The 23321-nt window shown below is 69.4% G+C and carries 25 protein-coding genes and 1 tRNA gene; 9 read left to right on the top strand and 17 right to left on the bottom strand.

Annotated elements, in window-relative coordinates:
- Positions 1-71: 71 nt before the first annotated feature.
- The gene (locus ATL45_RS14455; protein WP_093151335.1) at positions 72-1478 is read right to left on the bottom strand and encodes a sugar porter family MFS transporter; all 1407 of its coding nucleotides are present in this window, start codon (positions 1476-1478) and stop codon (positions 72-74) included.
- Positions 1479-1677: 199 nt separating this feature from the next.
- The gene (dcd, locus tag ATL45_RS14450) at positions 1678-2259 is read right to left on the bottom strand and encodes a dCTP deaminase (RefSeq protein ID WP_093151334.1); all 582 of its coding nucleotides are present in this window, start codon (positions 2257-2259) and stop codon (positions 1678-1680) included.
- A gap of 80 nt (positions 2260-2339) precedes the next feature.
- Here dcd and ATL45_RS14445 point away from each other — a divergent pair.
- A tRNA-Gly gene (locus tag ATL45_RS14445) sits at positions 2340-2410 on the top strand.
- Positions 2411-2730: 320 nt separating this feature from the next.
- Positions 2731-4824 (top strand): ATP-binding protein, encoded by a 2094-nt coding sequence (locus tag ATL45_RS14440; protein WP_246025345.1) that lies wholly within the window; start codon positions 2731-2733, stop codon positions 4822-4824.
- A gap of 43 nt (positions 4825-4867) precedes the next feature.
- Here ATL45_RS14440 and ATL45_RS14435 read toward each other — a convergent pair whose 3' ends face one another.
- From ATL45_RS14435 to ATL45_RS14405, 7 genes are all read right to left on the bottom strand, one after another.
- Positions 4868-5215 (bottom strand): hypothetical protein, encoded by a 348-nt coding sequence (locus ATL45_RS14435; RefSeq protein WP_093151331.1) that lies wholly within the window; start codon positions 5213-5215, stop codon positions 4868-4870.
- A 48-nt stretch (positions 5216-5263) separates the two neighbouring features.
- Complete coding sequence (locus ATL45_RS14430; RefSeq protein WP_093151328.1) at positions 5264-5701, bottom strand: GtrA family protein; 438 nt, start codon at positions 5699-5701, stop codon at positions 5264-5266.
- A 232-nt stretch (positions 5702-5933) separates the two neighbouring features.
- Positions 5934-6440, bottom strand: coding sequence for a DinB family protein (locus ATL45_RS14425; RefSeq protein ID WP_093151325.1), 507 nt, complete (start codon positions 6438-6440; stop codon positions 5934-5936).
- A 15-nt stretch (positions 6441-6455) separates the two neighbouring features.
- Positions 6456-6791 carry a tRNA-binding protein gene (locus tag ATL45_RS14420; RefSeq protein ID WP_093151323.1) on the bottom strand — a complete coding sequence of 112 codons (336 nt, stop codon included), beginning with the start codon at positions 6789-6791 and terminating at the stop codon, positions 6456-6458.
- 48 nt (positions 6792-6839) lie between these two features.
- Positions 6840-7139, bottom strand: a complete 300-nt coding sequence (locus tag ATL45_RS14415) for a hypothetical protein (protein ID WP_093151320.1) — start codon at positions 7137-7139, stop codon at positions 6840-6842.
- 50 nt (positions 7140-7189) lie between these two features.
- A complete protein-coding gene (locus tag ATL45_RS14410; RefSeq protein WP_170210240.1) occupies positions 7190-7588 on the bottom strand; it encodes an SSI family serine proteinase inhibitor in 399 nt (132 codons plus the stop codon).
- Positions 7589-7745: 157 nt separating this feature from the next.
- The gene (locus tag ATL45_RS14405) at positions 7746-9575 is read right to left on the bottom strand and encodes an elongation factor G (protein WP_093151315.1); all 1830 of its coding nucleotides are present in this window, start codon (positions 9573-9575) and stop codon (positions 7746-7748) included.
- Between the two features lie 153 nt (positions 9576-9728).
- On the opposite strand from ATL45_RS14405, the gene sigJ reads away from it, so the two are divergent.
- Together sigJ and ATL45_RS14395 are read left to right on the top strand one after the other, a co-directional pair.
- The gene (gene sigJ, locus ATL45_RS14400) at positions 9729-10595 is read left to right on the top strand and encodes an RNA polymerase sigma factor SigJ (RefSeq protein WP_093151312.1); all 867 of its coding nucleotides are present in this window, start codon (positions 9729-9731) and stop codon (positions 10593-10595) included.
- Positions 10596-10633: 38 nt separating this feature from the next.
- A complete protein-coding gene (locus ATL45_RS14395) occupies positions 10634-11071 on the top strand; it encodes a carboxymuconolactone decarboxylase family protein (RefSeq protein ID WP_093151310.1) in 438 nt (145 codons plus the stop codon).
- 57 nt (positions 11072-11128) lie between these two features.
- On the opposite strand, the gene ATL45_RS14390 is transcribed toward ATL45_RS14395, so the two are convergent.
- The 4 genes from ATL45_RS14390 to ATL45_RS14375 all read right to left on the bottom strand — a co-directional run bounded on the left by ATL45_RS14390 (position 11129) and on the right by ATL45_RS14375 (position 14665).
- On the bottom strand, positions 11129-12055 hold the full coding sequence (locus ATL45_RS14390; protein ID WP_246025344.1) for an LCP family protein: 927 nt from the start codon (positions 12053-12055) through the stop codon (positions 11129-11131).
- Positions 12056-12289: 234 nt separating this feature from the next.
- The gene (gene thrS, locus ATL45_RS14385) at positions 12290-13570 is read right to left on the bottom strand and encodes a threonine--tRNA ligase (RefSeq protein WP_093151305.1); all 1281 of its coding nucleotides are present in this window, start codon (positions 13568-13570) and stop codon (positions 12290-12292) included.
- Positions 13571-13725: 155 nt separating this feature from the next.
- Positions 13726-14136: a hypothetical protein gene (locus ATL45_RS14380; protein WP_143121610.1), complete on the bottom strand. Its 411-nt coding sequence runs from the start codon at positions 14134-14136 to the stop codon at positions 13726-13728.
- A 175-nt stretch (positions 14137-14311) separates the two neighbouring features.
- On the bottom strand, positions 14312-14665 hold the full coding sequence (locus tag ATL45_RS14375; protein ID WP_093151297.1) for a nitroreductase/quinone reductase family protein: 354 nt from the start codon (positions 14663-14665) through the stop codon (positions 14312-14314).
- A 99-nt stretch (positions 14666-14764) separates the two neighbouring features.
- Here ATL45_RS14375 and ATL45_RS14370 point away from each other — a divergent pair, with 99 nt between their 5' ends.
- Positions 14765-15376 (top strand): TetR/AcrR family transcriptional regulator, encoded by a 612-nt coding sequence (locus ATL45_RS14370; protein WP_093151294.1) that lies wholly within the window; start codon positions 14765-14767, stop codon positions 15374-15376.
- 94 nt (positions 15377-15470) lie between these two features.
- Positions 15471-16841 carry an alpha/beta fold hydrolase gene (locus ATL45_RS14365; protein WP_093151290.1) on the top strand — a complete coding sequence of 457 codons (1371 nt, stop codon included), beginning with the start codon at positions 15471-15473 and terminating at the stop codon, positions 16839-16841.
- Positions 16842-16954: 113 nt separating this feature from the next.
- On the opposite strand, the gene ATL45_RS14360 is transcribed toward ATL45_RS14365, so the two are convergent.
- From ATL45_RS14360 to ATL45_RS14350, 3 genes are all read right to left on the bottom strand, one after another.
- Positions 16955-17554, bottom strand: a complete 600-nt coding sequence (locus ATL45_RS14360) for an isochorismatase family protein (RefSeq protein ID WP_093151286.1) — start codon at positions 17552-17554, stop codon at positions 16955-16957.
- Between the two features lie 70 nt (positions 17555-17624).
- Positions 17625-18614 (bottom strand): GlxA family transcriptional regulator, encoded by a 990-nt coding sequence (locus ATL45_RS14355; RefSeq protein WP_093151281.1) that lies wholly within the window; start codon positions 18612-18614, stop codon positions 17625-17627.
- 69 nt (positions 18615-18683) lie between these two features.
- Positions 18684-19868, bottom strand: coding sequence for an erythromycin esterase family protein (locus tag ATL45_RS14350; protein ID WP_093151612.1), 1185 nt, complete (start codon positions 19866-19868; stop codon positions 18684-18686).
- Positions 19869-19982: 114 nt separating this feature from the next.
- Between ATL45_RS14350 and ATL45_RS14345 the strand changes: the two genes are divergently transcribed.
- Positions 19983-20684 carry a TioE family transcriptional regulator gene (locus ATL45_RS14345; protein ID WP_093151277.1) on the top strand — a complete coding sequence of 234 codons (702 nt, stop codon included), beginning with the start codon at positions 19983-19985 and terminating at the stop codon, positions 20682-20684.
- On the opposite strand, the gene ATL45_RS14340 is transcribed toward ATL45_RS14345, so the two are convergent.
- Positions 20668-21222 (bottom strand): TetR/AcrR family transcriptional regulator, encoded by a 555-nt coding sequence (locus ATL45_RS14340; protein ID WP_093151273.1) that lies wholly within the window; start codon positions 21220-21222, stop codon positions 20668-20670. The genes ATL45_RS14345 and ATL45_RS14340 overlap by 17 nt on opposite strands.
- 95 nt (positions 21223-21317) lie before the next feature.
- Here ATL45_RS14340 and ATL45_RS14335 point away from each other — a divergent pair, with 95 nt between their 5' ends.
- Positions 21318-22226 carry an NmrA family NAD(P)-binding protein gene (locus tag ATL45_RS14335; protein ID WP_093151270.1) on the top strand — a complete coding sequence of 303 codons (909 nt, stop codon included), beginning with the start codon at positions 21318-21320 and terminating at the stop codon, positions 22224-22226.
- Between the two features lie 122 nt (positions 22227-22348).
- Positions 22349-23299, top strand: coding sequence for an aldo/keto reductase (locus tag ATL45_RS14330; RefSeq protein WP_093151268.1), 951 nt, complete (start codon positions 22349-22351; stop codon positions 23297-23299).
- The last annotated feature ends 22 nt before the right edge of the window (positions 23300-23321 follow it).

Raw genomic sequence — 23321 nt, 5'->3', positions numbered from 1 at the left:
CGATGTCCGCGCCCCGCGATGCGACTGTCACAGCCCTGCGACAAAGCGGACCCGAACGACCGGAGCCGGGCTCAGCTGCCCATCTCCTCCAGGGAACGCCCCTTGGTCTCCTTCAGGTACTTCACCACGAACACCACCGAGACCAGCGCGAACGCGGCGTAGATGAAGTAGGTGACCGGCAGGTTCCAGTCCCGCATGCTCGGGAAGCTCACCGTCACCAGCCAGTTGGCGATCCAGTTCGTCGCGGTGCCCATCGCCAGCGCGGCGGCGCGGATGCGCACCGGGAACATCTCGCCCAGCAGCACCCACATCACCACGCCCCACGACGCGGCGAAGAACAGCACGAACGCGCTCGCCGAGATCAGCGCCACCACGCCCCACTGGAACGGCAGCGTCGCGTCCTCGCCGACGACCTCGGCGAAGCTGAAAGCCCACCCGGTCACGGCCAGCGAGGCGGCCATGCCCAGCGAACCGATCACCAGCAGCGGCTTGCGGCCGATCTTGTCCACCAGCGCGATGGCCACGAAGGTGCCGACGATGTTCACGATCGACGTGAACAGGCTCAGCAGCAGGGAACTGCTCTCGTCGATGCCGACCGAGTGCCACAACGAGGACGAGTAGTAGAAGATCACGTTGATGCCGACGAACTGCTGCAGCGCGGCGATGGCCATGCCGATCCACACGATCGGCAGCAGCCCGAGCCGCCCGCGCAGATCGCTCAACCGCGGCTTGCGCTCGCCGCCGAGCGCGGCCTTGATCTGGGCGACCTTCTCCGCCGGATCACCGGACTCGACCCGCGCCAGCACCTCGCGCGCCTTGTCGAGCTTGCCCGCGGCCACCAGGTAGCGCGGCGATTCGGGGATCGTCGAGGCGACCACCAGGTAGATCACCGCGGGCACCGCGGCGGCCCCGAGCATCCACTGCCAGGCCTGCAACGGCCCGAGCATCCCGGAGGCGCTGCCGCCGGCGGCCTGCGCCAGGGCGTAGTTGACCAGCTGCGAGATCGCGATCCCGAGCACGATCGCCAACTGCTGCAGCGATCCCAGCCTGCCGCGGTAGGCAGCGGGCGCCACTTCCGCGATGTAGGCGGGCGCGATCACCGAGGCGATGCCGATGGCGACACCGCCGACGACCCGCCAGATCGCCAGGTCCCAGATCGCGAACGGCACGGCCGAGCCGACGGCGCTGACGATGAACAGGATGGCGGCCAGCTGCATGACCCGGATCCGGCCGATCCGGTCGGCCAGCCCGCCGGCCACCCCGGCCCCGACGGCCGAACCCAGCAGCGCGGAGGACACCGTCAGCCCGGTCAGCGCGGACCCGACGTTGAAGTGCTTCTGGATGGCGTCGACGCCGCCGTTGATCACCGACGTGTCGTAGCCGAAGAGGAATCCGCCGAGCGCGGCGGCACCGGCGATCATCACGACGTGCCCGAGCTGCTCGGCAGCGCCCGAGGCACGCGACTGCATTGCGGACATCGAGAACTCCTGCCGCCCGCACGTCGACCGCTCCGTTGCGAATCGTTCCAGAACGCCGGGCGCAGGGGATCGTAAGTTCTGAACCCGCTACTTGCTTATTCGATTCAGGGTGAAGTAGCTCACCGTCACCGAAAGCCCAGCGCATCCGGCACGCTACGCCGCATCCAGCGAAAACAAGATCATCCGCGGTGGCGGAGCGTCACCGCTTGGTCTCGGCGCGCTTGAAGTTCAGGTAGGCCCGCGACGGCGTCGGCCCCCGCTGCCCCTGGTACCGCGAACCGGCCTCCTTCGACCCGTACGGGAAGTCGGCCGGGCTCGACAGCCGGAACAGGCACAGCTGCCCGATCTTCATCCCCGGCCACAACGTGATCGGCAGGTTCGCCACGTTGGACAGCTCCAGGGTGATGTGCCCGGTGAACCCGGGGTCGATGAACCCCGCGGTGGAGTGCGTCAGCAGCCCGAGCCGCCCCAGCGACGACTTGCCCTCCAACCGGCCGGCCAGGTCGTCCGGCAGCCGCACGCCCTCGAAGGTCGCCCCGAGCACGAACTCGCCCGGGTGCAGCACGAACGGATCGTCGTCCGGCGTCTCCACCAGCGAAGTCAGCTCGTCCTGCTGCTTCGACGGATCGATGTGGGTGTACCGGGTGTTGTCGAAGACCCGGAAGAAGCGGTCCAGCCGCACGTCGATGCTCGACGGCTGGATCATGGCGGCGTCGAACGGATCGAGTTCGAGGCGGCCCTCGTCGAGCTCTTTGCGCAGGTCCCGGTCACTCAGCAACACACCAACAGCGTATCGGCAACCCAATGATGATCTACGCGCCCCACCGTGTTAAGCTGGCGCAGCCTCGAACACGAGGTAACGCGGATGTAGTTCAATGGTAGAACATCAGCTTCCCAAGCTGAGAACGCGGGTTCGATTCCCGTCATCCGCTCGGAGCTGGGAGCCGTGTGCCACGCCTGCGCGTTGGCCGCGGCTCCTTCGCCATTTTATTGGGGGGTCGAACCCCCCAAACCCCCCACGGTGCGAGGGTTGCCTTTCGAGCGCTCCTTGCTATGGGTGCCGTACCCGGTCTGGGTTGATGGCAGCCTTTCATCACTTCAGAGCTGATCTCCTCGGACGCGCGGATGGCGGTGCAGGTTCGGCTGTGCTTGTGCCAGTCTCGCGCTGATCATTTGCTGCAAGCCTCTTGAGAAGGACAGTGCAGGCGTGGGGTCTCCGGGGTCGAGTAACAGCGCATCGGGTGCTGAGAACGTGGTTCAGGCGCAGAACGTGCACGGAGACGTGCACATTCACGGCCCGGCCGGTTCATCGAGTACACGCGCGGTGCCGCGTCAATTGCCCGCGACAGTGCGGCACTTCATCAACCGCACCGTCGAACAAGACGCGCTGACCACTCTGCTCAAAGGCGCCGGAAACGACCACACCGTCCTGGTGTCGACCATCGACGGGCTGGCGGGTGTGGGCAAGTCGACGCTGGTGGTGCAGTGGGCCCACCAGGTGCGGGAGCAGTTCCCCGACGGCGAGCTGTACGTCAACCTGCGAGGCTTCGACCCAGCCGCCGAGCCGATGTCACCGGCGGAGGCATTGGCGGGCTTTCTCACCGCACTGGGAGTGGCGCCGGAGGCGGTGCCAGCCACTGAAGAGGCTCGGGCAGCGCAGTTCCGCACGCTGGTGCATGGACGACGACTCCTGCTCGTCCTGGACAACGCTCGTGATGCCGATCAGGTACTGCCACTGCTGCCAGGCTCACCGGGATGCCTAGTCATCGTGACCAGCCGCCAACGACTGGACGGCCTAGTTGCCCACCACGGGGCACAACGACTCGCCCTGACCACGCTCACCCGCGACGAAGGCCGCCAGCTGCTGGCGCGCTATCTCGGCTCCGAACGTCTGGCCGAGGCACCGGAGGATGTCGAAGCACTACTGGAGCACTGCGCCGGACTGCCGCTAGCGCTGACGCTGGTTGCCGTACAGGCCGCCGCCGAACCAGACCTACCGCTGGAAGACCTCGCCGCCGAACTCCGTGACGAGCGCGAACGGCTCGACGCCCTCGATGTCGGCGGAAGAACCGGGATCCGAGCGGTGTTCTCCTGGTCCTATCGCACGCTCTCCTCAGATGCCGCACGGTTGTTCCGTTTCCTCGGCCTACCCAATTCGCCGGACATCAGTTTGAGGGCGGCTGCTGCTCTCGCCGGAATCGATCAGCGCCGCGTTCGCCGAGTATTGGCCGAGCTCTGCCGAGCCCATCTACTCACCCGGCGCGGGGGAGACCGCTACATCTTCCACGACCTGCTACGCGCCTATGCGCGCGAGCGCACGCACAACGACGACACCGACCAGGACCGCACGGCAGCACTACAACGTCTTCTCGACTACTACTTCTACGCCACCTATGCCGCCAACCAACGACTATCCCCCGCCCGTGTCTTGCCTGACCTGGACTACATCGACAAACAACTGTGGCGCGACTTTGCCACCAATGATGAGGCCCTTGCGTGGTGGGACGCTGAACACACCAGTGTGCTAGCCGCCATCCGACAGGCTGTAGCACTCCGGATGGGCCGTGGACCCTGGCTCGCGTACGTCGCCACCTACCCGCTCAAGCTTCGCGGGCTGATCGACGAACTGAGGAGCAGCAGCAGCGATGGACTCGCAGGGGCAAAGGAGATGGGAGACCGAGCCGCACAAGCACGACTGCTCGTCGACCTCAGCACCGCGCACTACTTGCGCGGCGAACTTGATGCATCGATCCACTACCATCAATCTGCCGCCGACCTATTCACCGAGCTAAACGAGCCCCGCTGGGCAGCCAAAATGCACGGATCTCTCGGAGAGATTCTTCTTGACTTGGGACGCTATGCGGATGCGGCCACCTCCGCACGAGAGGCTCTACGAATGCAAGATCGTTCTTGCGGACCAATCATCGATGCAGGAGAAGCCGACACAGTTCTCGGAATTGCATTGGCCCACCTTGGCGACTTCACCACGGCATTCACTCATCTTCATCGCGCCGTCGACATAAGCCATGGCCCTATGACGCATGGCTACGCGTTGACAAATCTTGGGATGGCCTACCTCCTAAAGGGCGACCTCGACAATGCAGTACGCATCTACCGTCGTGAGGTAGAACACCGTCGGGCCATCGGCCACCGTTTGGGCGAGGCAACCAGCCTGAGCAAGCTTGGCGAAGCCCTGCACGCCGGGAACGCCACTGAAGACGCCCGCGAAGCGTGGATGGCTGCCCTTGGAATCCTCGACGAGCTCGGGCATCCCGATGCCGAAGCCGTCCGCACCCAGCTCGACTCTCTAGATGCCAGCACATCGGGGCCTGGCTCGACCGATTAACGTGCTGTGCAACCTGCTTCTCCGAGCCGAGGGAACTAGTACTTCAGGTTCCCGTCTCCAGGGTTTCGGCCTTCTTTCGTAGGTCTGCTGCGATGTTGTCCCAGTCTGGGCCGTGGAGGTGGAGGCTTTCTGCCGCTTCTCGCATCAGTGCTGGGTCGTTGGGGCGTTGGAGTAGGGCGAGGCGGTAGGAGAGGTTTCGGATCCAGACTGGGAGGTTGCCGTCTACCAGGTTTGGGGAGAGTTCGTGGAGCATTGCCAGGATCGCATCCGCTTCTGCGAAGGTCAGTTCTTCTACGAAGTGGTGCTCTCGGTGGTCGCTGTTGCACTGCGGGGTGGACCGGTACTCGTCGCCGTAGAGGCAGCGGGCGTGCTCGGTCAGGGTGCTGTGCATGCGACCGAGCCTACGGGCGCGTGATCCGCTCGCTCGGTCGTTGCCGGGTCAGGTTGCGGGGTTCGTGCTTCGCTGGCGGAAGACGATCGTTCTTTGGGCCAGGAAGTTGAATGTTGTCGCTATTGCTTGGGAGATCGCCCAGGCGAGGGTTATCTGCCAGGGGCCTTCCGGGAGGAGGCGGAGGGCCAGGGCGTTCACTCCTGCTACCAGGGCGAAGGTCAGGGCCAGGACCGCCGTTAGCGCCGCTACTTCTCTCGTGCTCCTGCTGGAGGTGAAGGTCCAGCGGCGGTTCACCAGGTAGACCGCTGTGCTGCCGATCGTGAAGCTGAGGACTCTGGCGAGTTCCGGCCAGGTTCCGAGGGCGAGGATCAGGGTGAGGCTGCCGTAGTCGACCGCTGCGCCGCCGATTCCTACCAGGCCGAAGCGGAACGCTTGGGTGAAGAAGCCTTGGTTCGTTCGGGGTTCTGCATCCGGGTTCGCGTTCAAGCGTCCTCCAGGGCAGCCGTTTCGTGCCTCGGGCGAGTGTGAACGTATCGGAGCGGTCTTCGCAGGGCTGGCGGGGCTTGTTACCAGCTAGTAGGTTCGGGGCACGCGGATGGGCTCCGTTTTCGCTGGTCAGGATCCGTGAGTGTTTTGTGTGGCTATGGCAGCACAAAACGCTCACGGGCGGCCACCTGCGGAAAGTGGGCCGAGGGCAGCGGCTTTCGGGAGGGCTGAGCTACTCGCCGGGTTCTGTCGTTGCTTGTTCGGTGATGATGTCGAGGTGGCCCAGGTGGCGGGCGTATTCCTGGACGAGGTGGAAGAGGACTCGTTCCAGGGTTGCCGGTTCTGCGCCCTTCCAGCGGGGGCCTGGTTGGCCTACCTCCGACAGGTCCGTGGTTTCGATGACGCTGGTGGTGTGGCGGCCTTGGGTGCGCAGGGCTTCCAGGAGGGATTCGCGGGTTTCTGCTGGGTCGACGTGCCAGCGGTCGTCTTTCCAGTCGCCCCAGGGCTTTTCGACGGGGCGGCCTTGGAAGCCCCATTCGATCCAGCGGAGTTCCACGAAGGTCAGGTGCTTCACCAGCTCCAGGGGCGTCCAGCCGGACGGGACTCGGCTGGTGCGCAGTTCCGGCTCGGGGAGCTCGGTGATCTTGTCGATCACTCGGGAGCGGAAGAAGTCGAGGTAGCCGGTGAAGACCTCGTTGCGGGAGGCCGCCGGTTTCGTCGGTTCCGGGAAGGGCAGCACGTCAGATCCTCGGCTTCACAGCAGGCGGGTGCCGTTGGGGACCGGGTGGTCGAAGCCGGCCAGGACCACGTTGCCGTTCTCGTCGTGGGCACCGGTCACCAGGACCTCCGACTTCACTCCCGCGATCCGCTTCGGGGCGAAGTTGCAGACGCACAACACCTGGCGGCCGCGCAGGTCCTCCGGTGCGTAGTGGTCGGTGATCTGCGCGCTGGAGGTCCGGACGCCGAGGTCACCGAGGTCGACCTTCAGCACGTACGCGGGTTTGCGGGCCTTCGCGTTCGGCGCCGCGTCCACGATCGTTCCCACCCGAAGCTCGACCTTCTCGAAGTCGGCCCACTCGATCTCCGGCATCGGCCACCTTCCCGCGCTGATCATCCGGCGGCAGCCTACGCGGCGAGGTCAGAGCAGGTACGCGCAGTCCTTGCAGCGGCTGACCGCTACGAGCCCGGGGACCGCGCCGCCCGTCGCGCTGATCGCCTCGCCGTTGCCGAGCTTCTCCCAGGCGCGCGGGACGTCCCGGATCTCCGCCCAGCGGGAGAAGTCCGGGTCGTCGCCCTTGTGCTGGCATCCCGGGACGTGCGCCACGCCCTTCGGGCTGATCAGGATCAGGTCCGGCTGCGGGCTCCGCCTGGGGCGGCTGCTGTGCGCGCACTGGCCCAGCGGGAGGTCGCACAGCTCGCATCGGGGTTCGCTCGGCATGGCCGCCATGCTTCCAAACGGGCGCCGCGGCCGGGCCTGATCGCGCGAGATCAGAGGTCGAAGAGGACGCCGGTCTCGTTCTGCATCGCGCAGGCGTTGGGGTAGCTCTTGGTGTAGCTGACGACCTCGCCGCGCCACTTGCCCTCGAGCTTCGCCGTCACCGGCAGGTATTCCAGGGTGCAGGCGCGGGCCAGGTTCACCCGCATCTGGCGGAAGTCGCCCTGCACCAGTTCGAGGTCGGTGCAGGCCTTCTGCGCGAACTTGTGCGTGCCGCCCGCCGGGTGGCATTCCAGGAGCGTCGTGCGCTGGACCGAGGGGCCCTCGGTGCTCAGCGAGAGGTGCAGCACGCTGGGGAGTTCGCCCTGCGCCGGGGCCGTCGTCGCGGAGGTCACCGCGGCTCCGGCGATCAGGGCGGTGGCCAACAGCACGCGGCGGATCTGCTTCAGCAACACTATTCCTTCACAGGTCGGGAGTGCGGAAACGCAGGCGCTGGGGGAGCGCGCCTCCGAGATGCCGGAAGCACCCGCTTCCGCGACGTTTCAGGGATGAAGCGGATGCGACGCTAGTGGACTACCCGGCGTAGTTTCGGTTAGCCCAACAGGGTGGTCACGTTGGTCGATCGCCATCCGGACGGGACCACCAGGTGCCTTCACCGCGTGACAAGTCCGGCAGCCAGTGCTGGACCTCGGGCACTTCGGAAGCCGGGATCGCGCCCCGGACGGACCACGCCGCGCCGCTGGGAACCGCCTCCGTGATCTTCGCGCGGTGGGCGCTCAACCGCGCCGTGGCTTCCGCCAGCACGTCCAGCGGGACTTCCAGCACGAACTCGTGCCACGGCTCGTAAACCCGTGTCCCCGCCTGCTCCAGCGCGCGGCGCAGCACCAGCGGCACCAGGCCGCGGAAGTCGGCGGCCGTGCTCACCGGTCCGACGAAACCGGAACGTGTCATCGTCACGGCGCAATCCGTCACCGCCCAGCCGTGCAAGCCGTGCGCCATCGCGGCGTGCACCGACTCCTCGACCGCACGGTGGAAGGCCAGGGGCAGTGCGCCCAGCTCGGTTTCGTGGTCGAAGACCACGCCGGTCCGCCGCCCGGTGGGCCGCACGCGGAGCCCGATCGTCGCCCAGAAACCGCTCGGTCCGGCCGCGCGGTGACCCATCTCCTCGACGGCTTCGCCGACACCGGTCGGCCGTTCCAGGAGCACGACCTGGCTCGGCCCGAACACCGCCGCCACGCCGAAGTCATCTGCCAGCGCGGCCGCGATGACCTCCTTCTGGACCTCGCCGTGCAGCAGCACCTCGTTCGCCCCACCGGGCAACGGCTTCGCCTCGATCAGGGGATCCTGCTCGGCAAGTTCCTGCAGCGCGGCGTGCAGCTTCGGTCCTTCTCCGGGTTCTCGGGCGCTGACCACGGTGCGCAGGGTCGGTCGGGAGAGGCCGGTGCTCCGCACGTCGCGGTCGCCGAGCCGGTCGCCGACGCGGATGCCCGGGAAGCCCGTGATCCGGCCGATGTCGCCCGGCACCATGCGGTCGGACGCGCGGCCCACCACTTCCAGACCGGTGAGCCGACCGGCGAGCTCTCCCCCGTGTTCCCGGCGGAAGGTCACCCGCTGGCGCGCGACCAGTTCACCGGAGAACAACCGCAGGTAGGCGGTCTTGCGGCCGGATCTGCGTTCGATCGCGAAGATCAAACCCTGCGGCGTCGTGGCCGGTTCCTCGCAGGCGGGCGGCAGCAGACCGGTGATGCCGTCGATCAGCGACGGAACGCCTTGGCCGGTGATCGCCGAGCCGAAGAACGCCGGGTGCACCACGCAGCGCGCGGTCTGGTCGGCGAGCGCGACGTGCAGTTCGGCGGGCGTGGGCGGCGGGCCGTCGATCACGCGCGCGAGCAGTTCGTCGTCGCGCTCTGCGAGCACTTCGGCGTCCAGCGGTACCGGGACCGCGCGGGCGTCGGGCGTGCCGATGTCGTGCACACCGGTCATCGGGACCACCGGGGCGCAGCGCTCCACCTCCGCCAGCAGCTCGGCCGCGCGCGCACCTGCTCGGTCGATCTTGTTGATGAACAGGAGTGTCGGCAGCCCGAGTTCGCGCAGCACGCGCAGCAGGATCCGGGTCCTGGCCTGCACGCCTTCCACCGCGGAGAGCACCAGGACAGCGCCGTCGAGCACGCCGAGCGCGCGCTCCACCTCCCCGGCGAAGTCGGAGTGGCCGGGGGTGTCGACGAGGTTCACCTGCGTGTCGCCGACCGCGAAGGAGACCACCGCCGATCGGACGGTGATGCCGCGCTGCCGCTCGACCGCTGCCGTGTCCGTCCGGGTGCTGCCCGCGTCCACGCTGCCCAACCGGTCGATGGCACCGGTGTCGAACAGCAGCCGCTCGGTCAGGCTCGTCTTACCCGCGTCGACATGTGCCAGGATGCCGATGTTCAGGATTCTCATGTGCGCCGTGGTCCTCGAAATACTCGTTCCGCTCGGGAAGTCGGGGCATTTCGAAGAGTCGGCGCACGAAGTCCTCCGCCACTGGGCTACCGGTCGCCGACCAGTTTCCGCACCGCGGCGGGAGGCGACAAGCGAATTTCCCCGGGAGTGCGCATGCGGCTGACGGCCGAGTGGCCGGAGCACCGGCCGGCCGTGTTCGGAGTGGCCTACCGGCTGCTCGGCAGCGTCGCCGACGCCGAGGACGTCGTGCAGGACGTCTGGTTGCGGGCGTCTTCGGCCGATCTCAGCGCGGTCGTGGACCTCCGGGCCTGGCTGGTGACCGTGGCCGCGCGGCGCTCCTACGACGTGCTGAAGTCCGCGAGGGTGCAGCGGGAGAACTACGTCGGGCCGTGGTTGCCGGAGCCGCTGCTCACCGGGCCCGACGCGGCCGAGCCAGTGCTCGTCGACGAGTCCGTGACGACCGCGATGCTGCTGGTCATGGAGGCGTTGAGCCCGCCGGAGCGGGTGGCGTTCGTGCTGCACGACGTCTTCGGGATCTCCTTCGACCGGATCGCCGAGGTGCTGGGCGGATCGGTGCCCGCCGCGCGGAAGCTGGCCTCGCGGGCGCGGCGCCGGGTCGTCGAGGCCAGGGAATCCGCCCCGACCGCGCCGCGCGCCGAACGCGAGCGCCTGCTCGTCGCCTTCCGCGCCGCCTACCAGACCGGTGACCTCGCAGGCCTGGTCGAGCTGATGCACCCTGACGCCGTGTACACCACCGACGGCGGCGGGGAGGTCTTCGCGGCGCGCAAGCTCATCCACGGCGGGCTGCGCATCGCCGAAGTGCTGTTGCGCGTGGGCAGGCAGTGGTCGCTGAGCGGGATCGACATCGTCGAGGTCGGCGGCGAACCCGCGCTGGTCGCCTACCGCGACGGCCGGGTCCACAGCGTCGACACCGTCGAGATCACCGATGGCCGCATCAGCGCCTACCGGCGGCAACTCAACCCGCGGAAGCTCCGCGCGGTCACGTTCGCGCGCCCCTAGTCGTCTCCCTGGTGAAGGCCTGATGGGAGAGGAAGACCATGGCACGACTGGATCTCGGCAAGACCGCCCCCGAGCCGTACGCGGGCTTCAAGAAGGCCGATGCGGCGCTGCGGGAGGGGCCGTTGGACGTGACCTTGCGCGAACTGGTGAAGATCCGGGTTTCGCAGATCAACGGCTGCGTGTACTGCGTCGACATGCACAGCCGTGAGGCGCTGCGGCACGGCGAGGGCCAGGACCGGCTGCTTCAGCTGCCGGTGTGGCAGGAGTCGGAGCTGTTCGACGAGCGGGAGCGGGCCGCGCTCGCCTACGCCGAGACGGCGACCCGGCGCGAGCACGTCACCGACGAGCTGTGGGACTCGCTGCGCAAGGCGTTCCCGGACGAAGCGGAGCTCGGGCACCTCGTCGCGCAGGTCTCGCTGATCAACGCGCTGAACCTGATCGGCGTTCCGCTGGAGATGAAGCCGCCGCGCCGGTGAGCAGTCGTGAGTGCGCAACAGTGTTCGAACACTGTTACGCACTCACGACCACGCTGGTCACTCGACGATCAGGTCGGCGGAGATCGGCTGGTCGGAGTTGACCGATTCGAACAGCGCGCCGGCCTTCTCCTTGTCCCAGCGCTGCGCGGTGGCGTCGGTGACCGGCACCGTCGTCGTCACCACTCCGCCCGAGGAGATGCCGCGCATCGCCCAGGCCAGCGACAGCAGGTCGCCGGTGCCGTCGGCTTCCGACATCGTCAGGGCGGCCGCGCCGCTGTCGGCCAGGGCGTAGGTCGTGAACGGGTTGATGAGGGTGCCGAAGCTGGAGGCCTCGTCGGCCAGCGCCCCGATGAACCTGCGCTGGTTGGCGACCCGGTCGAGGTCCGATCGCGGCGTGGCGTCGCTGTAGCGCATCCGGACGAAGGTCAGCGCCTTCTCGCCGTCCAGGACCTGGCAGCCCGCCTGCAGCGTTTGGCCGGTCTGCGTGTCGTGCATCTCCCGCTCCAGGCACATCTCGACGCCGCCGACCGCGTCGACCAGGCCGGCGAAGCCGCCGAAACCGATCTCCGCGTAGTGGTCGATGCGCATGCCGGTGGCCTGCTCGACGGTCTGCGCCAGCAGCTGCGGGCCGCCGATCGCGAACGCTGCGTTGATCATGGTCCGGCCCTGGCCGGGCACCGGGACGCGGGAGTCGCGCGGGATGCTGATCAGCGTCGGCGGGGTGTCGTTGTCCGGCACGTGCGCAATCATGATCGTGTCCGTGCGCTGCCCATCGGCCGCACCGACGTGCAGGTTCTCGCGGGTTTCCGGGTCGAGCCCGTCGCGGCTGTCGGAGCCGACGACGAGCCAGTTCGTGCCCGCGCCCGCTGCCGGCCGGCCGTCGTAGTCGGGGAAGGCGCTGACCCGGTTGATCGTCGAGTCGACGTGGTACCAGAGCCATCCCCCGAACACCAGCGGGAACAGCACCAGTACGAGCAGCACCACGACCGGCCAGCGAGGCCTGCGCCGCCGGGAGTGCGGCGGCGCAGGCCTCGGCCCGTGTGCCGGCGGCCGTGCATTCCAGTCGTCCCGCATGCCGTTCGCAGGACGGGGCGGCGCAGGCCTCGGGGCGGGTGCCACCGGCCGTGCGCTCCAGTCGTTCCGCATGCGTCGGGTGTTCATACCCGTTCAGACGTCCAACGGCCCCGGTGGTTGCCACACCTCCCGAAAAAGGGACGTTCAGTCCACTGAGGACCGAAGATGGCCGAGACCGGCCAGGAACTCCTCGGCCGGTTGGGCGTCCAGGCGTTGACCATCGCGCAGGCGCACCGAGACCAGATCCGCTTCGGCCTCCTTCGCGCCGATCACCACCTGGTAGGGCACCAGTCGGGCTTCGCGGATGCGCGCACCGAGGCTGCCCCGGTCCGGGGGCGAGACCTCCGCGCGCAGACCTCGTTGCAGGCACCGCCGGGCGAAGCGATCCGCGTGCGGCAGCTCGGCGTCGGAGATCGGCAGGATCACGAGCTGGGTCGGCGCCAGCCAGGCCGGGAAGGCCCCGCCGTGCACCTCGATGAGGTGCGCGACGGCTCTTTCCACGCTGCCGATGATGCTGCGGTGCACCATGACCGGCCGGTGCTTGGCGCCGTCCGGGCCGGTGTAGTGCAGGTCGAACCGCTCGGGCTGGTGGAAGTCGACCTGCACGGTGGACAGGGTCGACTCGCGGCCTGCGCTGTCGGCGACCTGCACGTCGATCTTCGGGCCGTAGAACGCCGCTTCGCCCTCGACGGCCTCGTACTCCAGGCCGCTGCGGTCGAGGACCTCGGTGAGCAGGGCGGCCGCGCGCTTCCAGTTCTCCGGTGCTGCGACGTACTTCCCGCCTTCGCCCGCCAGCGAGAGCCGGTAGCGGGCGGGGCTGATGCCCATCGCGGCGTAGGCGCTGCGGATCAGTTCCAGCGCGGCCGCGGCCTCGTCGGCGACCTGGTCGAGGGTGCAGAAGATGTGCGCGTCGTTGAGCTGGATCGCGCGCACGCGGGTCAGGCCGCCGAGCACGCCGGACAGCTCCGAGCGGTACATGCCGCCCAGTTCCGCCATCCGCAGCGGCAGTTCCCGGTAGCTGTGCGAGCGGGACCGGTAGACGACCGCGTGGTGCGGGCACAGGCTCGGGCGCAGCACCACCTGTTCGCCGCCGAGATCCATCGGCGGGAACATGTCGTCGCGGTAGTGCTCCCAGTGGCCGGAGATCTCGTACAGCTCGCGCTTGCCCAGCACCGGTGAGCAGACGTGCCGGTATCCCGCCCGCCGCTCGGCGTCGCGGATGTACTCCTCCAGGGTGTGCCGCACGACGGCGCCGTCGGGCAGCCAGTACGGCAGCCCGGCGCCGATCAGCGGGTCGGTGTCGAACAGCCCCAGTTCGCGGCCGAGCTTGCGGTGGTCGTGCATGGTGGTCTCCTCACCGGTGATGAGGCGGGTGACCACACGACGAAGCTCCGGGGCACCCGCCCCGGAGCTTCGCGAGAACAGCAGTCAGCGCGCCGGGACGTCGTCCGGCGTCGTAGTCAGACCAGCGCGCTTCACACCGACGACGTTAGCAGCCCACCGCGCACGGGCACGACGTGATTTCCGGCTCGTGAGCGGTTTGAGTTGCCATAGCACCCCAAACCGCTCACGGGCTTTGGTCACAAGTCCTCGCGCAACCGGTGCCACCACCACGGCGTGCCGTACAAGCGACCTACGCTCGCGGCGTACGGGTCCCGGATCGTGCGCCGCCGGAGTTCCTCGTCCAGCGGAGCCAGCATCCGCCGCAGTTCACCGCGGGCTCGTGGTGGCAGTTCGGACTTCAGCCGCTCCAGTTCGTCCCGCGCCTCGGCGGGATCGTGCGGCGAGTAGAGGTCCGCTCGCGGCAAGTAGAGCCGTCGCCCCGGCTGCCTGAGGAAGCGTCGGTACCGCTCCAGCGGCCCCTCGACGCGCACTCTCCAGTACAGCCGCCGGACCGTCACCTCGTCCAGTTCCGCCGACGGCCCACGACGGATCGGTCGGCGGTGGTCGGATCGGTCGGCGCGCAACGCGCCCGGCCGCTTACGCGGCATCGCCCTTTCGGATCAGCATCATCGCTCCATGCTGCCACGAAACCCGCGAAGGACGAGGTCTTTTCAGGTGCCCGCTCGCCCCGCTCCGGCTTCCGGCATGCGATTTCCATTGAAATCGGACCTCTGATTTCCATTGAAATTGCGGGGGTGAGGCCGGGCGGGGGTGCGGAGGCCGTCAGTCCGCCAGTTGCACGGTGACCGTGACCCGGCCCTTCTCGTCTCGGCGGGCGATCGCGTGGCCCTCGCGATCGGTTTCGTCGAGGTCCAGGGTGATCGGGCCGCCTTCGCCGGTGAAGTTCCGCCACCAGTTCTTGGCGTTGGGGACGTGGACGCCGATCGTGACGGTGTCGCCCGTTCTTCGGTAGCCGACCGGGGCGGTGAAGGTGCGCCCCGAGCGCCGGCCGGTGTAGGTGATGACCGTGAAGTGCTTGCGGACCAACCGGCCCCACCGCGGCGATCGGCTCAGCGCGATCATCCATGCGTTGAAGCCGCCGACCATGCGCTCCGTCCGTGCTCCGCCGACCCTCATGAGACTCCTCGATTCGCTCTTGAAACCACCATCTACCTGCAGGGACAACGCTAGCAAGAAAAGTGGAGCACCCCCTCCACTTGAGCTAGAGTGAGAGCGATGAGCACGGAGCCGTCTCACCTGCCCGAGCTGCGCGTCGACGCGCAGCAGAACCGCGATCGCATCGTCGAGGTGGCGCGTGCGCTGTTCGCCGAGCGCGGCCTCGACGTGCCGATGGCCGCGATCGCCCGGCGCGCCGAGGTCGGCGTCGCCACCCTCTACCGCCGCTTTCCCACGAAGGAATCGCTGATCACCGAGGCGTTCGCCGACCGGTTCGCGAACTGCACCGCGGTCGTCCACGAGGCGCTGGACGATCCCGATCCGTGGCGCGGGTTCTGCTCGGTGCTCGAGAAGGTGTTCGCCATGCAGGCCGACGACCGCGGTTTCAGCGCGGCCTTCCTCGCGGCGCTGCCCGAAACAGTCAACGTCGACCAGGAACTCGACCGCGCGCTGCGCAGTTTCGCCACGCTGGCCGACCGCGCCAAGGAGGCAGGTGCGCTCCGCGCCGACTTCGCGCTCAGCGATCTCCCCTTGCTGCTCATGGCGAACAACGGCGTGACGACCCCGGCCGCGTCGCGCCGACTGCTGGGCTACCTGCTCAACTCCCTGCGAGCCGAGCACGCCGAACCTCTCCCGCCGCCCGCCCCGCTCAGCCTGCGCGACCTCTGCTGACCTACCAGGGGCGATCTCGGGGAGAACCCCGACGAACGGCGCCTGAAAGCTTGGGACATTCGCCCAGGAGTCCCTTCGGCAGGAAGGTCCTGGCATGCGAGCGGTTCTGGCCGGTGCGGCGGCGATCTGCCTGCTGCTGACGAGCACTCCGGTGGCGAACGCCGCGGAGTGGCGGGATTGCGGTGATGGGCTGGAGTGCCTGGACGTACCGGTTCAGGTGGACTGGCGCGATCCCGGTGCCGGGACCATCGAGATCGCGCTGGCGAAGCTCCCGGCGCAGGACCAGTCGCGCAAACTCGGGCCGCTGCTGGTGAATCTCGGCGGGCCGGACGAGAGCACCGACGCGCTGCGCCGGCAGCGCGACAGGTTCACCGAGCTCACCCAGTGGTTCGACGTGATCGCGTTCGACCCGCGCGGCTTCGGCGACAGCGCCGGGGTGACCTGCCCGACCGCGCTGCCCGATCCGCTGCCGGTCATGGCGGATCCGGCCGGGCTCTGGGCGGAGCACGAGCGCAGCGGCCGGGAGTACGACCGCGCGTGCTCCGACACGATCGGCGATCTCGCCGGCCGGCTGGACGCCTGGCAGGTCGCGCACGACGTGGACGCGATCCGCGCGGCTCTCGGCCAGCGGCGGCTGAACTACTTCGGCAACTCCTACGGCACCGTGTACGGGCAGGTCTACGCCGATCTCTTCCCGCACCGCGTCGGCCGCATGTACCTGGACAGCGTCGTCGACCACACCCGGCCCCGGGATCGCGCCCACTACGACCCGATCATGCGCCAGGTCCGCGCCGACCTGCCCCGGATCGACCGCTGGTGCGCCGCGAACGCGGACTGCGCGCTGCACGGTGAGAGCGTGCTGGTGGTGTGGGACCGGGTGCTGGCGAAGGCCACCGAGCACCCGATCCCCGGCGGATCGGGCGAGCTGACCGGCGAGGAGTTCCGCACCAGGTCAGGCGCGTTGCTGCTGATCGAAGCGGCCTGGCCGATGATCACCTCGGCGATCGCCGAGGCCGATGCCGGTGACGCCTCGGACTTCCTCGGCATCACCCCCGTCCTGCCCGCCGGCCTCACCTTCCACGCGGAGTGCGCGGACTTCCCCGCACCGCGGTACGAGCCGACGGCCGAGCTGATCGGCGAACTGCGCACCGTCGAGCCCCGCATCGGCTGGAAGTTGCCGCTCGTCGCGACCCGTTGCCTCGGGCTGCCCGGCGCGACCTACCCACCTCGGCCGATCCACGCCCCCGGGCTACCGCCGGTCCTGCTGGCCAACGGTGTGCACGACACGGCAACCGCCCCGTCCGAGGGCAGGCACGTCGCGTCGCAGCTGCCCGGAGCCCGCTGGTTCGGCGTCGAGGGCTACCACGCCGTGTACCTGAGCGGCGAAAGCCGTTGCACCCGCGAGATCGTGCACGACTACCTCACGACCGGCGCGCTGCCGCCGCGCGGCACCAGCTGCCCGTGAGCGGTTCAGTCCACAATCGACTATTAGGCCAGCGGCGGCCCGAACCACCTCACCAGCAGGTGCCTTTCGGCGCTGCGATCGACGTCCCCCGCTTTCCACAGTGGACATTACGGTCAGCCCTGGAGGGACTCGGCGGTGGGGACGACGAGGCCGAACAGGTCGGTGATCGTGGTGAGGGCCGCTGCCTGGAGCGAAGACGAAGGCAGCGCAGTGCCGTCCGGCGCAGGGAGCGGCCGGGTGGCTGTCGCCTCGGCGACGACCGTGGGCCGGTAGCCGAGGTTGAAGGCGCCCTGGGCGGTGAAGGTGACGCACATGTGCGTCATGAAGCCGGCCAGCACAAGGTCGCCGCCGACGCCGAGGTCCTTCAGCGTCTTCTCCAGCTCGGTGGCGTGGAAGGCGTTGGGGAACTGCTTGACCACCACGGGCTCGCCGTCGACCGGCGCGACCTCGTCGCTGATGGCGCCGATGTGGGCTCGGATGTCGTAGGGCGTGCCCTCGCCGCCGTCGTTGATGACGTGGACGACCGGGATTCCCGCCGCCCGCGCGCGCTCCAGCAGCCGGGCGGCCGCCGCCAGGGCCTCCTCGGCGCCGTCCAGGGCCATGACGCCGGTCCGGTAGGTGTTCTGGAGGTCGATCAGGATCAGCGCGGATTCGCTCAGCCGGGGCGGCTCGGCGTTCAGGCCGATCACGTCGCGCAGGGTCTTGGATGTCATGGAACGTCCTCTCGTCCGGTAAACGGGCATGGCGAAGCACCCCTTCGCCGAGGGGAGATCGAGCGCCGGGTCAGGCGGCCGGCGTGCGGAAGCGCCTCCGGTACGCCGCGGGCGTGGTGGCCAGCTGCCGCCGGAACGCGCGGTGCAGGGTCTCCGCCGAGCCGAGCCCGGCGGCCGCCGCGACCTGGTCGAGCGGGCAGTCGGTGGTCTCCAGCAGGCGGCGGGCCAGCTCCACGCGGGCCGCTTCGACGTACGTCGCCGGGCTGGTACCGGTCTCCTGCTTGAAGACGCGGGCGAAGTGCCGCTCGCTCAGGCACATCCGCTCGGCCAGCGCCCGCGCGGACAGGTCCGCGTCGAGGTGGTCGGCGATCCACACCCGCAACTCGTCGATGTCCCGTCGGCCTGCCGGGCGGCTCAACGGCACGGAGAACTGGCTCTGCCCGCCCTGCCGCTTCAGGTACATCACCAGCTGCCGGGCCACCGCCAGCGCCGTCTGCTCGCCGTGGTCCTCGGCGACCAGGGCCAGCGCCAGGTCCAGGCAGGCGCTGATACCGGCCCCGGTCCACAGCCTGCCGCCGTCGGTGCGCACGAAGATCGGGTCGGGATCGACCGCGACGTCCGGGTGCTCGGCGGCGAGCTGGGCGGCGGTCGACCAGTGGGTGGTCGCTGTCTTGCCGCCCAGCAGCCCGGCGGCGGCCAGCACGTGCGCGCCCACGCACACCGACGCGACGCGCCGGGCGTGCGCGGAGGTCTCCCGCACCCACGCCACCACGTCGGGATCGATGCGGGCGACGGGCCCGTCGTCGGTCATGTCGACCGCTCCCGGCACCAGGAGGGTGTCGACGTCATCGCCGACCTCGTCGAAGGCCACGTCGGCGAGCATCCGCACCCCCGCCGAGGTGCGGACCTCGCCGGCGACCGGCCCGGCCAGCCGGACCCGGTAGCCGGCCCGCCCGGCGGTCTCCCGGTTGGCCAGCGCGAAGACCTCGGCCGGGCCGGTGACGTCGAGCAGGTCGACGTCGGGGAAGACCGCGATGACGACGCGGTGCGCGATGGACATGCCTCCATGGTCACCGCTGCCGGTGATGTCCTCAATGACGATCGGCTGTCACATCCGGACACGGCCCGGTCACCAGAACTGGTGCTGCTTCCCGTCGGTGTCGGCGATGAAGATGACCGCGTCGGCGCCCGCCAGCTGCTCCGGTTTCAGGGGCAGGTGACCGGGCACGATCGGTTCTCCCGCGGTGGTCGACGGGGGCAGCGCGGCGCGCAGGGCTTGCGCCGGGAACAGGGCGCGGCGGGTGGTCGCCCCGGCCAGCTCGCCCTGGAGGGTGCCCGGCGCACTGCGGGGATTGGCGTCGGTCGCCAGGAACACGTAGCGCTCGCCGAGGGCGAGTTCGACGAGCGCGCCCGCGTCGTCCCAGCTCACCTCGTCCCCGCCGAACTGCATGTCGGACTTCGCGCGCTGCAGGTGCGCGTTGTGCGCGAACACCAGGGTCGGTCCGCGGCGTTGTTCCCGGGCGACGATCGCGAGCAGGTTCTCGGCCATCATCTCGGCGCGCAGGCTGAGCAAGGCCGCGATCCGGTCGGGCGAGGTGCTGGCCATGGCCGCGTGATAGCGCAGCAGGCCCAGGGCCGTGCGCGCGTGCGCGGCGGCTTGGTCGTAGGCGTCCGGGTTCTGGCGGCGCAGGCCCGGTGCCGCGCGGCGCAGGGCGCTGACGAGGTCGTCGGCGACGATGCGCAGCGCGCGAGCGCGGTCCGAGCCTCCGATGGACGCTGCCGGGTCGTACATGGCCGCTTGGTTCTCCCAGTCCGCGTCGTCGCCGAGCAGCGCATCGACGTCCGGGAACTCCAGTGCGGGCAGGTAGTCGATGACCGCGGTCAGCGCGCGTCGCGGGCTGGGCGCACCGGACATCTCCATCGGCCCGTCGAAGCCGTAGAAGCGGACGCGGTCCCGCGGGTCGCGCTCGGCGTTGTGCGCGCGGAGCCATTCGACGAGCTCGCGGTTTCCCGGCGCCGCACCGAATCGGTGGCTGAACCCGGTTTCCAGCACCTCATCGACGTCCGCCGCTCGCCCGGCCACGTAGTCGTCGACGACGGACGCGGCGAAGTGATCCGTCTCCAAGGCGATCGACCGGTATCCGCGTGCGACCAGCTCGGGCAGGAGTTCGTTGCGCAGCAACGGGAACGCCTCGATGCCGTGCGTGGGCTCGCCGAGCCCGAGCAGGACCGGCGGTTCGGGCCGCGCGGCGAGCAGGTCGTCGACGGCGCCACCAAGGTCGTCGAGCTGGCGGCCGATCTCGGCAATGGACATGAGCACCCCTTCTCGGATTTGCGGTGCCCTCGACGCTATCGTTGAAGATTCGTGTGAAACTCCGGCGAATTCCACCTGGTAATTGCTGCTCAAAGCCTCAATCGGAGGTCCGCGTTGCGACCGATCGACCTCGCCCGGGAGCACGGGTTGTCCGCCCAAGCGGTCCGCAACTACGACGAGGCGGGCGTCCTCCCGCCGACCGAGCGCAGCGAGACCGGGTACCGCCGCTACACGCCTTTGCACGCGCTGGCCTTGCGCGCCTTCCTCGCCTTGCGCGGCGGCCACGGGCACCAGCAGGCCGTGGAGATCATGCGCGCGAGCAACCGCGGCGACACCGAGTCCGCCTACCGGCTCATCGACGCCGCGCACGTCTCGTTGCTCGCCGAGCGCGACACCCGCACGGAGGTCGCATCGGCTCTGAGCTCCCTGTCCAGCACGCCGACGGTCACCGGTCCGCCGCTGACCGTCGGCGAACTCGCGCGCCGCATCGGCGTGCACCCGGCCACGCTGCGGACCTGGGAGACCCACGGCATCCTGCGCCCGGAGCGCGACCGGACAACGGGCTACCGCGAGTACGGGCCGGATTGCGTGCGCGACGCCGAAATCGCACGTCAACTGCGGCGAGGCGGCTATCCGCTGCCCCAGGTCGCGAAGTTCGTCGACTCGCTGCGCGAGGCAGGCGGAGCGGAACCGCTGGCCGCCTTCCTCGACTCGTGGCAGGCCCGGCTGACCACGCGCAGCCGCAGGCTCCTCGCCGGCGCGGGCAAGCTCGACGCCTACCTGACGATGCTGGAGCAGGTCAGCGCTGCGGGCTGAGTCCCGCCACGGCCAGCTGGAACAGCCGGTCCGCCCGGGCTTCGGGGTCGGGGGCGTACTGGCTGATCAGGACGATGCCGACGATCAGCGAGAGCAGGTCCGCGACCGTGACGTCGGGCGCCACCGCACCGTCCCGCGCCGCACGGGCCAGCAGGTCTCTTCCGGCCTCCTCCAGCGCCGCCGCGCAGCCGTTCTGCGTTGGATCCTCGTCGTAGGCCAGCGCGGCAGCCAGACCTCGGGCGGAGACGCAGTAGGCGACGACCTCGCTCAGCCACGTCAGCAGCGCATCACGACTGTTCTGCTCGCCCGCCAAGTCCTCGGCGCGGAGGCGCAGCGCCTCGATCCGCTTCTCGGAGACCGCCTCCAGCAATGCCTGCCGAGAGGGGAAGTGCCTGCGCACCGTCGCCGAGCCGACTCCTGCGATGCGGGCGATCTGCTCCAGCGAGGCTTCCGGGCCGTGCGCGGCGACCTCCTGCTCCGCCACCGCGAGGATGCGCGCGTAGTTGCGCCGGGCATCCGCACGCTGTCCCTCGGGCATCGCGTCACCTCCAGGTTTGCCAAATGGCGGGCCCCGCCATATTGTACCGGGAGAGAAACGGCGGACCCCGCCACTTATCCCGCAGGAGGCACTTCATGCCCGCACCTGTCCTGGTCACCGGCGCTACTGGCAGGCAGGGAGGCGCCGCCGCGCGCGCTCTGCTCGCGGCGGGCGTTCCCGTCCGCGCTCTGGTCCGCAACCCGTCCGCCGACAAGGCCAAGGCCGTCGAAGCGCTCGGTGCCGAGCTGGTCCCGGGCGATCTGCACGACCGCGATTCAGTGCGCCGGGCAGCCGACGGCGTCCGCGCCGTCTTCTCCGTGCAGATGCCCGCTTTCACCGCCGACGGCCCCGACTTCGACGGTGAACTGGTCCAGGGCGTCAACCTCATCGAAGCCGCGCTGGCCGCCGGAGTGCCGCAGTTCGTGCACACCTCGGTCTCCGGTGCCGGTCAGCACACCGGAACTCCCGGCTGGGCCGACGGCCGGTGGGCCATGCTGGAGCACGCCATGAGCACCAAGACCGCGCTCCAGGAACGCCTCCGCGCGGCCGGGTTTCCGCGCTGGACCCTGCTCAAGCCGAGCTTCTTCATGGAGAACTTCCTGCCCGCCACCGCTTTCCTGTTCCCGCGCGGGATCGAGGGCGGCCTGGTCAGCGTCGTGAAACCCGGAACGCGGCTCTCCCTGGTCGCGGTGGACGACATCGGTGCGGCGGCCGCGGCGGCCATCGCCGAACCGGAGCGGTTCGACCGGGCCGAACTGGAGCTGGCGAGCGACCTGCTGTCGATGCGGGAGATCGCCGAGGTCCTCTCCCGCGTGCTCGGAACCCGGCTGTCCGCGCCCGACATGACCGAGGAGCAGGCCGTCGCCGCCGGAATGCCGCCCATGGGTGCCGGGCACGAGTGGCTCAACACGGCGGAGCAGCCGGCACGCCCCGAGTTCGCCAGGGACCTCGGCATCCCGCTCACCAGCTTCGAGGCCTGGGCGCAGGAGCACATGCGGGCCTGAAAAACCGGCTGCGGTGTCCAGTCGAGCACGTGTCCTATTTGGACCGACCGGCTGCCGCCGAACGGACTTGCCGGCACGAGCCTTCCGCCTCGGCGGATGCGCGGGCCGTGGTTCAATCAACCATGACCGCACTTCGCCCACTGGGCTCGTCCGGCCTGTCCGTCTCCCCGTTGTGCTTGGGCGGGAACGTGTTCGGCTGGACCGCCGACGAAGCCGCATCGTTCGCGGTGCTCGACGCCTACCGCGAAGCGGGCGGCAACTTCGTCGACACCGCCGACTCCTACATGTACCACTTCCCCGGCAACGAAGCGGGCCAGTCCGAGACCATCATCGGCAAGTGGCTGGCCGCGCGCGGCAACCGCGACGACGTGGTCGTCGCCACCAAGGTCGGCGACAGCCCGGCGCGCAAGGGCCTCGCACCGGCGAACATCGCGGCCGCCGCCGATGATTCGCTGCGCCGGCTGGGCACCGACCGCATCGACGTCTACTACACGCACTTCGACGACGAGTCCGTCCCGGTCGAGGACATCATCACCGCGCTGGACGGCCTGGTGAAGGCGGGCAAGGTCCGCGCGATCGCCGCCTCCAACATCAGCCCCGAGCGGCTCGCCGCCTCGCTGGCCTTCTCCGACCGCGAGGGCCTGGCCCGCTACGTCGCGCTCCAGCCGCAGTACAACCTCGTCTCGCGCGACACCTACGAGGGCGAGCCGCAGGAGATCGTGCAGCGCGAAGGCCTGGCCTGCGTCCCGTACTTCGCGCTCGCCTCCGGCTTCCTGACCGGCAAGTACCGCCCGGGCAAGACCGTCGACAGCGTGCGCGACATGCCCGGCCTGGCGGGCGGCTACGCGGACACCGAACGCGGTGTGAAGGTCCTCGCCGCGCTGGAGGAGGTCGCGACGGCCCGCGGTGCGGAGATGGCGACCGTCGCGCTGGCCTGGCTCGCGCAGCAGCCCACGGTGGTCGCGCCGATCGCCTCCGCCCGCACGGTCGAGCAGCTGCCTGCGCTGCTCGCGCTGCACGACCTGCTGCTGACCGACGACGAGCGCCAGGTGCTCGCGGACGCCTCGGCCTGATTCACGCGGGATCCGCTCGGTG

It is taken from the genome of Saccharopolyspora antimicrobica, assembly GCF_003635025.1.
In the GTDB taxonomy this organism is placed as follows: domain Bacteria; phylum Actinomycetota; class Actinomycetes; order Mycobacteriales; family Pseudonocardiaceae; genus Saccharopolyspora; species Saccharopolyspora antimicrobica.
This window is presented reverse-complemented; position numbering and strand designations above follow the sequence as displayed.

Bases quoted from the DNA above. Each gene is read 5' to 3' on its own strand.
- ATL45_RS14455 (WP_093151335.1), bottom strand. From the start codon at position 1,478: ATGTCCGCAATGCAGTCGCGTGCCTCGGGCGCTGCCGAGCAGCTCGGG.
- ATL45_RS14435 (WP_093151331.1), bottom strand. From the start codon at position 5,215: ATGCACAGCACCCTGACCGAGCACGCCCGCTGCCTCTACGGCGACGAG.
- ATL45_RS14420 (WP_093151323.1), bottom strand. From the start codon at position 6,791: ATGCCGGAGATCGAGTGGGCCGACTTCGAGAAGGTCGAGCTTCGGGTG.
- ATL45_RS14415 (WP_093151320.1), bottom strand. From the start codon at position 7,139: ATGCCGAGCGAACCCCGATGCGAGCTGTGCGACCTCCCGCTGGGCCAG.
- ATL45_RS14405 (WP_093151315.1), bottom strand. From the start codon at position 9,575: ATGAGAATCCTGAACATCGGCATCCTGGCACATGTCGACGCGGGTAAG.
- sigJ (WP_093151312.1), top strand. From the start codon at position 9,729: ATGCGGCTGACGGCCGAGTGGCCGGAGCACCGGCCGGCCGTGTTCGGA.
- ATL45_RS14395 (WP_093151310.1), top strand. From the start codon at position 10,634: ATGGCACGACTGGATCTCGGCAAGACCGCCCCCGAGCCGTACGCGGGC.
- ATL45_RS14380 (WP_143121610.1), bottom strand. From the start codon at position 14,136: ATGCCGCGTAAGCGGCCGGGCGCGTTGCGCGCCGACCGATCCGACCAC.
- ATL45_RS14375 (WP_093151297.1), bottom strand. From the start codon at position 14,665: ATGAGGGTCGGCGGAGCACGGACGGAGCGCATGGTCGGCGGCTTCAAC.
- ATL45_RS14370 (WP_093151294.1), top strand. From the start codon at position 14,765: ATGAGCACGGAGCCGTCTCACCTGCCCGAGCTGCGCGTCGACGCGCAG.
- ATL45_RS14365 (WP_093151290.1), top strand. From the start codon at position 15,471: ATGCGAGCGGTTCTGGCCGGTGCGGCGGCGATCTGCCTGCTGCTGACG.
- ATL45_RS14360 (WP_093151286.1), bottom strand. From the start codon at position 17,554: ATGACATCCAAGACCCTGCGCGACGTGATCGGCCTGAACGCCGAGCCG.
- ATL45_RS14355 (WP_093151281.1), bottom strand. From the start codon at position 18,614: ATGTCCATCGCGCACCGCGTCGTCATCGCGGTCTTCCCCGACGTCGAC.
- ATL45_RS14350 (WP_093151612.1), bottom strand. From the start codon at position 19,868: ATGTCCATTGCCGAGATCGGCCGCCAGCTCGACGACCTTGGTGGCGCC.
- ATL45_RS14340 (WP_093151273.1), bottom strand. From the start codon at position 21,222: ATGCCCGAGGGACAGCGTGCGGATGCCCGGCGCAACTACGCGCGCATC.
- ATL45_RS14335 (WP_093151270.1), top strand. From the start codon at position 21,318: ATGCCCGCACCTGTCCTGGTCACCGGCGCTACTGGCAGGCAGGGAGGC.
- ATL45_RS14330 (WP_093151268.1), top strand. From the start codon at position 22,349: ATGACCGCACTTCGCCCACTGGGCTCGTCCGGCCTGTCCGTCTCCCCG.